The sequence below is a fragment of the Micromonospora sp. NPDC050200 genome (assembly GCF_040656135.1).
Lineage (GTDB): Bacteria > Actinomycetota > Actinomycetes > Mycobacteriales > Micromonosporaceae > Micromonospora.
In genome coordinates this window covers 1-8,508 of the sequence record NZ_JBFALG010000119.1, presented here as the reverse complement: position 1 = coordinate 8,508, position 8,508 = coordinate 1, and the positions used below count along the sequence as shown (strand labels likewise).

Annotated in this window: 7 protein-coding genes; 3 read left to right on the top strand and 4 right to left on the bottom strand. The window is 68.7% G+C overall.

Annotated features, from left to right (window positions below):
• Positions 1-84: 84 nt before the first annotated feature.
• Positions 85-1,197, bottom strand: a complete 1,113-nt coding sequence (locus AB0I41_RS34095) for a spermidine/putrescine ABC transporter substrate-binding protein (protein ID WP_357115283.1) — start codon at positions 1,195-1,197, stop codon at positions 85-87.
• Between the two features lie 187 nt (positions 1,198-1,384).
• On the opposite strand from AB0I41_RS34095, the gene AB0I41_RS34090 reads away from it, so the two are divergent.
• The 3 genes from AB0I41_RS34090 (at position 1,385) to AB0I41_RS34080 (ending at position 5,118) form a co-directional block, all read left to right on the top strand.
• Positions 1,385-2,407: a hypothetical protein gene (locus AB0I41_RS34090; RefSeq protein WP_357115281.1), complete on the top strand. Its 1,023-nt coding sequence runs from the start codon at positions 1,385-1,387 to the stop codon at positions 2,405-2,407.
• 13 nt (positions 2,408-2,420) lie between these two features.
• On the top strand, positions 2,421-3,398 hold the full coding sequence (locus AB0I41_RS34085) for an SIS domain-containing protein (RefSeq protein ID WP_357115279.1): 978 nt from the start codon (positions 2,421-2,423) through the stop codon (positions 3,396-3,398).
• Positions 3,399-3,519: 121 nt separating this feature from the next.
• Entirely contained in the window at positions 3,520-5,118 is a 1,599-nt protein-coding gene (locus tag AB0I41_RS34080) for an FAD-dependent oxidoreductase (protein ID WP_357115277.1), read from the top strand.
• 368 nt (positions 5,119-5,486) lie between these two features.
• Here the strand turns inward: AB0I41_RS34080 and AB0I41_RS34075 are convergent, their stop codons facing one another.
• From AB0I41_RS34075 to AB0I41_RS34065, 3 genes are all read right to left on the bottom strand, one after another.
• Entirely contained in the window at positions 5,487-6,776 is a 1,290-nt protein-coding gene (locus tag AB0I41_RS34075; RefSeq protein ID WP_357115275.1) for a D-alanyl-D-alanine carboxypeptidase, read from the bottom strand.
• A gap of 253 nt (positions 6,777-7,029) precedes the next feature.
• Positions 7,030-7,791: a class A beta-lactamase gene (gene bla, locus AB0I41_RS34070; protein ID WP_357115273.1), complete on the bottom strand. Its 762-nt coding sequence runs from the start codon at positions 7,789-7,791 to the stop codon at positions 7,030-7,032.
• Positions 7,792-7,813: 22 nt separating this feature from the next.
• Positions 7,814-7,936 carry a hypothetical protein gene (locus AB0I41_RS34065; RefSeq protein WP_357115271.1) on the bottom strand — a complete coding sequence of 41 codons (123 nt, stop codon included), beginning with the start codon at positions 7,934-7,936 and terminating at the stop codon, positions 7,814-7,816.
• Between the last annotated feature and the right edge of the window lie 572 nt (positions 7,937-8,508).

Sequence of the window (8,508 nt, the reverse complement as noted above, 5' to 3'; positions counted from 1 at the left end):
ATATAATATATATAATGTATATTATATATAACGTAGATATTATATATAATATATATAATGTATATTATATATTTAATAGCTCATCTAACCGGCCGACACCTCGGTCGCGATGCGGGTGTACGCCGGCGCCGCCTCGCCGAGGTCGACCGGCACCTCCTGCTTCAGCAGTTCGGCCGGGGCCATCTTCAGCTGCGGGTGGGTCTCCAGCAGCTTGGCGTCGACCTTGGCCATGGCGGCGCCGTTCGGCACCTTGTAGAGGATGTTCGCCGCGGCCCAGGAGTGGTTGTCGGGGTCGAGGATGTAGTTGATGAAGGCGTGCGCGGCTTCCTTGTTCTTTGACGTCTTCAAGACGACCATGGTGTCCACCCAGAGGTCGCTGCCCTCCTTGGGCACCACGAACTTGATCTTCGGGTCGTCGGTGGGGCACCAGCCGTCCCATGCCTCGACCAGGGCGGCCTCGCCGGACTTGAGTCGGTCGCCGAAGGTGGTGTCGTCGTAGGCCAGCAGCGTCTTCTTCGCCGTGAGCAACTTCTGCTTCACCTGCTGCAGCTGGTCCGCGTCGGTGGTGTTCGCCGAGAAGTTGAGCGTCTTCTGCGCCGGGAGCATGAGCCACCGTTCGGTGGCCATCATGGTCACCTTCTTGGCCAACTGCGGCTTCGGCGAGAGCAGGTCCTCCCAGCTGTCCGGGGTGTAGCCGGTCAGGTCCGTGCGGTAGCACAGGCCGGTCGTGCCCCAGGTGTACGGCACCGAGAACTTGTTGCCCTTGTCGTAGGCCAGTTGCCCGGCTTCCGGGTAGAGGTTCTTGAGGTTGGGCACGAGATCGGCGTGAACCGGCTCAAGCAGGCCCTGCTCGGCGAGCGCTTGGGCGAATTGTCCGGAGACGAACGCGACGTCGATGCCGCTGTCCGCGCCCGCGGTCAGCTTCGCCATGATCTCTTCGTTGGTGGCGTGTTTGGTGACGGTGACCGCCGGACCCTTCGCCGCCTTGAACTTCCCGGGCAGATCCTCCGGCATGTAGCCGTCCCAGTTGGAGACCGTGAGCTCTTGCTTGCCCAGGTCAGCGTTCGGGTCGAGGGTGTCCGCGCTCGAGCTGCCGGCGTTGTCGGCACCACCGCCACACGCCGTCATCGCGAGCACGAGGCCGACGGCGAGGGCCGCCGGGACGGCGGTACGCCGGCCATTTCTTGACAGCAACACTCGGCACTCCTGTCGGGAGTCGAGACAGTGAACCGGAGTGTTGCAACGAGAGTCAACATGCGCAAGACTCATGCGGCCTTTTGTAGCTGAGTTTTTACGTCGGAAACTGAACTTGGATTCAACAGACGCCCGAGTGCCGCCCGGTGCCTCCGCCGCGCTCGTCGAAGCCCTTGCCACCGGTGGCGCCATGGCCGGTCTGCGGGTGCGCCGCTTCGTTCCGCTCGCCCGGGGTCCCCTCGAGGAACGACTGATCACCGTCGACCAGACGAACACCTCGGTCGTGGTGGGCGAGCGCGTGGTGGTGAAGTGGATGCGACCGGCGACCGGTGGTGGGGCGCCCGACCGGGCGCCGGACCTGCTGGCGCATCTGGTGGCAGCGGGCTTCACCCGTACGCCGACGCCGTACGCGGCCGTCTACCGCGACGGGCCGGACGCCGGCCTGGCGGCCGTCGTGACCCGTTTCCTGCCGGACGCCGCCGACGGGTGGGACTGGTGTGTCGACGCTCTGCTTCACCAACTCGACGGGGGACCGCCGGCCAACCTGGCCGGGGACCTCGGGGTGCTGGCGGCGGAGCTGCACTGCGCCCTGGCCACGCCGTCCGAGACCACCCCGGCACCCGTCGAGGTCAGCCACCGGGACTGGGCGACCGACGGCCTGGCCGTCCTCGACCAGGCGCACCGGCTCGTCGCTGCCGCCGACGACGAGGAGGCCCACTGGTTCGCCGCGCGGGTGCCCCGGCTCGCCGCCGACCTCGAGCGGTCCCGCGAGGTGGACCGGGCGTACGTGATCCAACCGCACGGCGACCTGCACGTGGGGCAGGTCCTGCGGTGGCGCGGCGGGCTCGCGGTGACGGACTTCGACGGGAACCCGACCCTCGCGGCGCCTGGCGACGGCATCCTCATCGAGCCGGCCGCGCGTGACGTGGCGCAGCTGCGCACCAGCCTGCTGCACGTCGGGCAGATCGCCAACCGGCGCACCGACGGCCGGTACCGATCAGCCGTGACCGACTGGTGCCGGCGTGCAGTCGACGATCTTCTCGCGGCCTACCTCCGCACCCTGGACGAGCGCGGCATGGCGCATTTGTTCGACGAGCGGCTGCTGCGGCCGTTCGAGGTCGAGCAGGAGTGCCGCGAGCTGTGCTACGCCGCCCGTTTCCTGCCCCGCTGGCGGTACGCCCCGATGGGTGTACTGCGCTGCTGGTACGACTAGAGCAAGGAGCCCTGTGGACCCGCGCCTGTTCCTGGCCGACCTGGAAGCCAAACCGGAGTCGCTCCGCCGCCTGGCCGCGGCGCTCACCGACGGCGACGGGTGGCGCGGGCTGCCCGACCCGGTCGAGCGAGTGCTCCTGCTCGGTATGGGCAGTTCGCGCTACGCGGCCGAGATGGCCGCGCTGCGGCTGCGCGCCGCGGGCGTCGACGCGGTTGCCGAGTACGCCTCGGCCGCCGTCGCCTATCCCCCGGGACCGCGGACCCTGGTGGTTGCCATCTCGGCCACCGGGACCAGCCAGGAGACCCTCGATGCCACGAGCCGCTACCAGGGGTCGGGTCGACTGGTCGCCCTGACGAACGCGTCGGACTCGCCGCTGGCGAACGTCGCTGACCTCGTCGTCCCGATGCACGCCGGGGCCGAGGCCGGCGGGGTGGCGTGCCGGACCTTCCAGCACACCCTGGTGCTGCTGCTGGACCTGGTTGCTCGGCTGACGGCGCGGCGGGACGTCGCTCGCCTCGGGCGGCGAGACGTCGCCGGCCTCGCCCGGCGCGCCGCCGACGCCACCGAGGACCTGCTCGCCCGCCGCGACGAATGGCTGCCGGCGGCCGCCGAACTCCTGGACGGCCCGCACGGCATCTACACCCTCGCGCCGGCCGAGCGGCTCTCCTCCGCGTTGCAGTCGGCGTTGATGGTCCGCGAGGGTCCCCGCCGTCCCGCCGGCGGATGCGAGACCGGTGACTGGTCGCACGTCGACGTCTACCTCACCAGGACGCTCGACTACCGCGCGCTGTTCTTCCCCGGTTCCCGGTACGACGCGCCGGCACTGGACTGGCTGCGGCAGCGGGAGTCCACCGTGCTCGCCGTCGGCGCCGAGGTGGCCGGCGCCGCGGCGGTGATCCGCTACCGCGGCGACGACGACCCCGACGTCCGCCTGCTCACCGAGACACTGGTCGCCGAACTCGTGGCTGCGCGATGGTGGGGCGGCTCCTGAAACAAAGATCAGCTCTTATGGGCTGCTCTCTCACTGGCCAGTGAAGTTCTTGACTATCTAACTGAATCCGGCTTTAAATAGCGGGCACGCCAGCTCAGGCGCTCGCGACCGGAGGTCAGTCATGGGTTCCAGAGGTCGAACACCACTCACCAGCCATCTGCGTGCCACGCTCGCCGCGCACGCCGAATCTGAGCGGACCGGGATCCCGGTCGACGAAGTCATCGAGATGCGCGCCACCGGGCTGTCCCGCCGCAAGCTGCTCGGCGGCGCCGCCGTCGTCGGCGCGGCTGCCGTCGCCTCGGCGACCGGCCTGCCCCGTCCCGCCGCTGCCGCCGCGCCACCGTCGGTGACCATCGTGGGCGCGGGGCTCGCCGGCATCCGCGCCGCCCACTGGCTGTACAAGGTCAAGGGGATCCGGGCCGCGGTCTACGAGGGCAGCTCCCGGATCGGTGGCCGCTGTTACAGCCTGCGTGGCTTCTTCGACGACGGCGTGGTCGTCGAGCACGGCGGCGCGTTCATCAACACCGAGCACAACACGATCCGCAACCTCGCCAACAGCCTCGGGCTCAGCCTCCGGGACGCGGGCGGCGGCAACCAGCCACCCGGCGGGGACAAGTACTGGATCGACGGCGCGGACTACCCCTACAGCGCGGCGAACGCCGACTGGGGCCAGGTCTACCAGGCATTCAAGGCGGCTCAGCAGGCGGCGCCGTGGCCGCAGACGTACAACAGCTACACCGCGGCGGGGCTGCAACTGGACAACCAGACCGTCAACCAGTGGCTGGACGCCAACATCCCGGGCGGTCTCTCCAGCCGCTTCGCGAAACTGATGCAGAGCAACGTCGTCGCCGAGTACGGTCTCGACCCGGACCAGCAGTCCGCGCTCAACCTGATCTACCTGCTCGCCTGGAACTCGCAGAACTCGCTCAACCCGCTCACCGGGGGCGACGAGCGATACACGATCATCGGCGGCAACGACCAGCTGCTGACCGCCATGGTCGGCCAGTTGCCCGCCGGCACCGTGACGCTGGACCGCAAGCTGGTGGCGGTCAAGGCGAACGCCAACGGCTCGGTGACCTGCACGTTCCAGGCCGGCACCAAGTACACCGACGTGACCTCCGACAAGGTGATCCTCGCCCTGCCCTTCACGACGCTGCGCGAGTGCGACCTGTCCAAGGCCGGGTTCTCGACCGTGAAGACGCGCTCCATCAACGAGTTCGACCTCGGCAGCAACTCGAAGGTCCACGTCCAGTTCACCAGCCGGCCGTGGGTGGCGCAGGGCTACGGCGGTGCCACCTACACCAACGTCACCGGGTTCCAGTGCGCCTGGGACGACACGGTCAACCAGCCGACCACCACCGGTGTGCTGTGCGAGTTCCCCGGCGGCAGCCAGACGAAGGTGTGGACCGGCGCGCCCTTCGGCGCGGCGCCAGCCGCCCAGGTCACGTCGTTCCTGACCCAGTTGGAACCCATCTACCCGGGCATCACCGCGGCCTGCAACGGCAAGGCCTATCGGGACGCCTGGCCGCTCAACCCCTGGTCGAAGGGTGCCTACTCGGCCCAGAAGCCGGGCCAGTACACCCGCTTCTTCGGCATCGAGGGCGTCCGCGAGGGCAACGTCCACTTCGCCGGCGAGCACACCTCGGTCGAGTACTTCGGCTACCTCAACGGGGCGGTCGAGTCCGGCGAGCGCGCCGCCAAGGAGGTCGCCGGCCCTTAGGGCTGTCTCCCGTGTCAGCGGCCGTGTGGTGCTGCCTCATCCCGGTGCGGACCTGGGACATGAGGCAGCACCACTCATCTCAGGCCCCTGCTCTGCGACCTGGCCCGATACCGGCCCGACGGCAGCATCGACTTCCTGGGCCGCAACGACTCCCACGTCAAGGTGCGCGGCTACCGCCTCCAGCGAGGACGAGATCGAGACCCTGCTGCAGCGGCAGCCGGCGGTACGGCAGCCGGCGGGCACGACATCCCATCTGCCGACCACGGACATGGGGCGAGCACCTGCTCGCCCCTCAACCTGTTTGTCGCTGATCTGGTCGGCGCCCGGCACCACGGCGAGCGCCGGCGTCGGGCCAGAGCGCCGACGGCTCAGCGGTGCTGCCGGATGCGATCCCAGGTGCTCGGCGGCTCCAGCCGTACGCCGGTGCGTAGCGCGGTGGCGACCGGGATGCCCTCGCCGGCGACCGCACTGACCCGGCCGTGTTCTGCCTCGGCCGGCAGCCGTGCCGGTACGGCCGGGATGTCGACATCCAGTCGTACCCGCATGCCGGGCCAGCCCATCACGGTCAGGTCCTTCGCGGCGTTGATCGTCGTGCCGGTGCCGAGCGGCCCCCGCACGGTGGCGACCTGATCGCCGGCCCGGACGATCGGGTGCAGCGCAATTGCGGCGGCGGCGGTGCGGACCAGCGGACGGGTCGCCCGGAACACCCGGTCCAGCTGCACGGGGGTGTTGGCGCCGGGCTGCCCCAGGACGGCGCCCACGATGGTGATTCTTTGGCCGCCGACCTTGACGACCGCGGCGAAGACGAGGCAGCCGCCGGCCTCGTCGGTGGACCCGGTCTTGATCCCCACGACGCCGTCCCGGCCGACCAGGGAGTTGTAGTTCCGCACGGTACCGGCGACCGGCAGGGTGGCCTTCTTCTGTGCCACGATCTCCGCGAACGCCGGCAGTTCCATTGCCTTGCGGGCCAGGATCACCTGGTCGACGGCGGTGCTCACGGTGTCCGGGTCGAGCCCGGACGGATCGGTGTAGTGGGTGTCGGTCATGCCGAGCGTGGCGGCGGTGTCGTTCATCTTGGCGACGAATGCCTCGACGCTGCCGGCGTCCCAGGCGGCGACGATCCGCGCCATGTTGTTCGCCGACGGGAGCAGCACCGCCTGGAGGGCCTGGCGCTCGGTGAAGACCGCGCCCGCGACTACCGCCACGAGGGACTCGCCGCGCGCCAGCTCCCCCGGGTACGCGGCGGCCTGCTCCGCGCTGACGGTGAGCTTCGGCCCCTGCTCGCCCCGGTCGAGGGGGTGCTCGGTCAGGATGACGTACGCGGTCATCACCTTGGTCACGCTCGCGATCGGCACCGGGTTGCTCCCGCCCGACGTGCCGAGCGAGCCCAGCCCTTCGACCGAGAGGGCGGCCTGCCCGGTCTTCGGCCACGGCACCGCCGGGGCCCTGCCGGGGATGATCGTCGACGCGGGCAGGGTCCGCGCGACGGTCGGCGCGGGCAGTGGGCGGCGCAGCGGCTCGATCGCGACCAGCGCGGTACCGGCCAGGAGCAGGGTCAGCAGGCCACTGATCAGCACCCAGAGGCCGCGTGCGCGACGCCGGCTCGGCGGTTGTGGCGGCACCGGTTCGATCACCTGAGTCGTCGCAGAGTCCAGCATCCTGATATCCCCCCGGTGGCACTCCGGCCTGCTCCACGGCACCGCCGGCGCGCTGATGTCGGTATCACTGACGTGGTGGAGATCGTAATGTTTGTCAGACGCCCGTTGCAGACGGGCCGTTTCCTCTGCTCGCTCTTTCCCTAGCTGCGGAAACCAGCCGGCCATTCGGCTACGGAGCAGTTGGGCTGAGGTAGAGTCATTGAGGGACCGTGCCGCCTTTGCCTGGGGCGTCAGTTGGCAACCAACCATTTCCTCAGGTGAGCGTGGCTACTGCATGTGCGGCGGCCGCAGCAATGAGAGCCTGATTGTATTCGGCGTCTTTGGTCGCCTTGCTGGACATGATCGCGATGACGAGCGGCGCGGAATTCGGGGGCCACGCGATCGCGATGTCGTTGACTGTGCCGTAGTCACCGGTCCCGGTCTTGTCGGCCACGGTCCATTCCCGCGGTATGCCCGCTCGGATGCGTTGGGCACCGGCGCTGGTGGCGTTGCGTTCCAACAGATCGCGGAGAAAGGCGCGCTTGTCGGTCGGCAGGGCGTTCCCCAGCACAATTTTATGGTAGTTGGCGCCAAATGCCCGGGGAGAAGTTGTGTCGCGGGGGTCCTCCGGGGCGGCTTCCGTGATCGCCGGCTCGATTCGCTCCATCCGGGTGACTGTGTCGCCGAGGCTACGTGCGTACGCCGTCAGTTGGGCTGGCCCGCCGAGATCGCGGAGCAGGAGATTGCCGGCCGTGCCGTCGCTGTAGCGGACTGCGGCGTCACACAGTTGACGGATCGTCATTCCCGTGGCCACATGGCGCCTGGTGATGACGGCGCTCTTCATGAGATCGTCTCTGGTGTACGTAACGACCGTATCCAGGTGCGACAGTGGGTTTCGATGTAAGACCGCTGCTGCCACGAGCCCCTTGAACGTCGAACAAAACGCGAATCGTTCGTCCGCCCGGTAGGCGATGGTGGTGCCCGTGCCGGTGGCGAGAGCGTACACCCCCAGGCGTGCGCCGAACTTTCGTTCCAACTCAACCAGGCGATCGTGATGGTCATCCGCTGCGCCAGCGGAAGACGAAGAAGCGGGGGGAGAGGAGGCCGCGGGGGGAGAGGAGGCCGCGGGGGGAGAGGAGGCCGCGGGGGGAGAGGAGGCCGGTGTCTTGCCCTTCGTGCATCCAGCTAATGGCAAAAGCGCTGCCGCCCCTAGAAGAGCGCGGCGAGTGATGAGCTGCGATGATACGTCATAGGTCATTGGCACTCCATTCGCGGGGTTGCGAGGATCCGAGTGAATCTTCAGGTTCCCTGCAGCCGGTATCGGCACGAGGGTTGAGGTCAGGGTCCGGTTGATCTCACCAGTCGAGGCGGCTTGCCAGACCGGACCTACAACAAGCCGGCGCCGAGGATCAGCCCTGGTCCGATTACGACCAGTACGGCCTGGCTGGATCCCGACACCACCGGCACGTCCCACAAACCGAATGGCCTTTGAAGGCCCAGGTGGATGGCAACGAACCCGGCAATGCTGGTCCCTCCAGCGCAGGAACCCCTCCGCCCGCGCGGTCTGATCGACGCCGACGCGGCGGCCAGGGCCGGCACAGTGTCACCGTTTCGCCCGGGTGGGCGAGGAAGGCCGCCGCCTCGACCAGTGGGCGTAGTGTCAAGCCCCGGGTTTGATGGAGAGTTGGTTAGCTGGCTTTCAGGGGTGCGGTGACCGGGTGGGTCATCGCGTGTAGCGCCTCGTGTTCGGCGG

Bases quoted from the DNA above. Each gene is read 5' to 3' on its own strand.
- AB0I41_RS34090 (WP_357115281.1), top strand. From the start codon at position 1,385: ATGGCCGGTCTGCGGGTGCGCCGCTTCGTTCCGCTCGCCCGGGGTCCC.
- AB0I41_RS34080 (WP_357115277.1), top strand. From the start codon at position 3,520: ATGGGTTCCAGAGGTCGAACACCACTCACCAGCCATCTGCGTGCCACG.
- AB0I41_RS34075 (WP_357115275.1), bottom strand. From the start codon at position 6,776: ATGCTGGACTCTGCGACGACTCAGGTGATCGAACCGGTGCCGCCACAA.
- AB0I41_RS34065 (WP_357115271.1), bottom strand. From the start codon at position 7,936: ATGCACGAAGGGCAAGACACCGGCCTCCTCTCCCCCCGCGGCCTCCTC.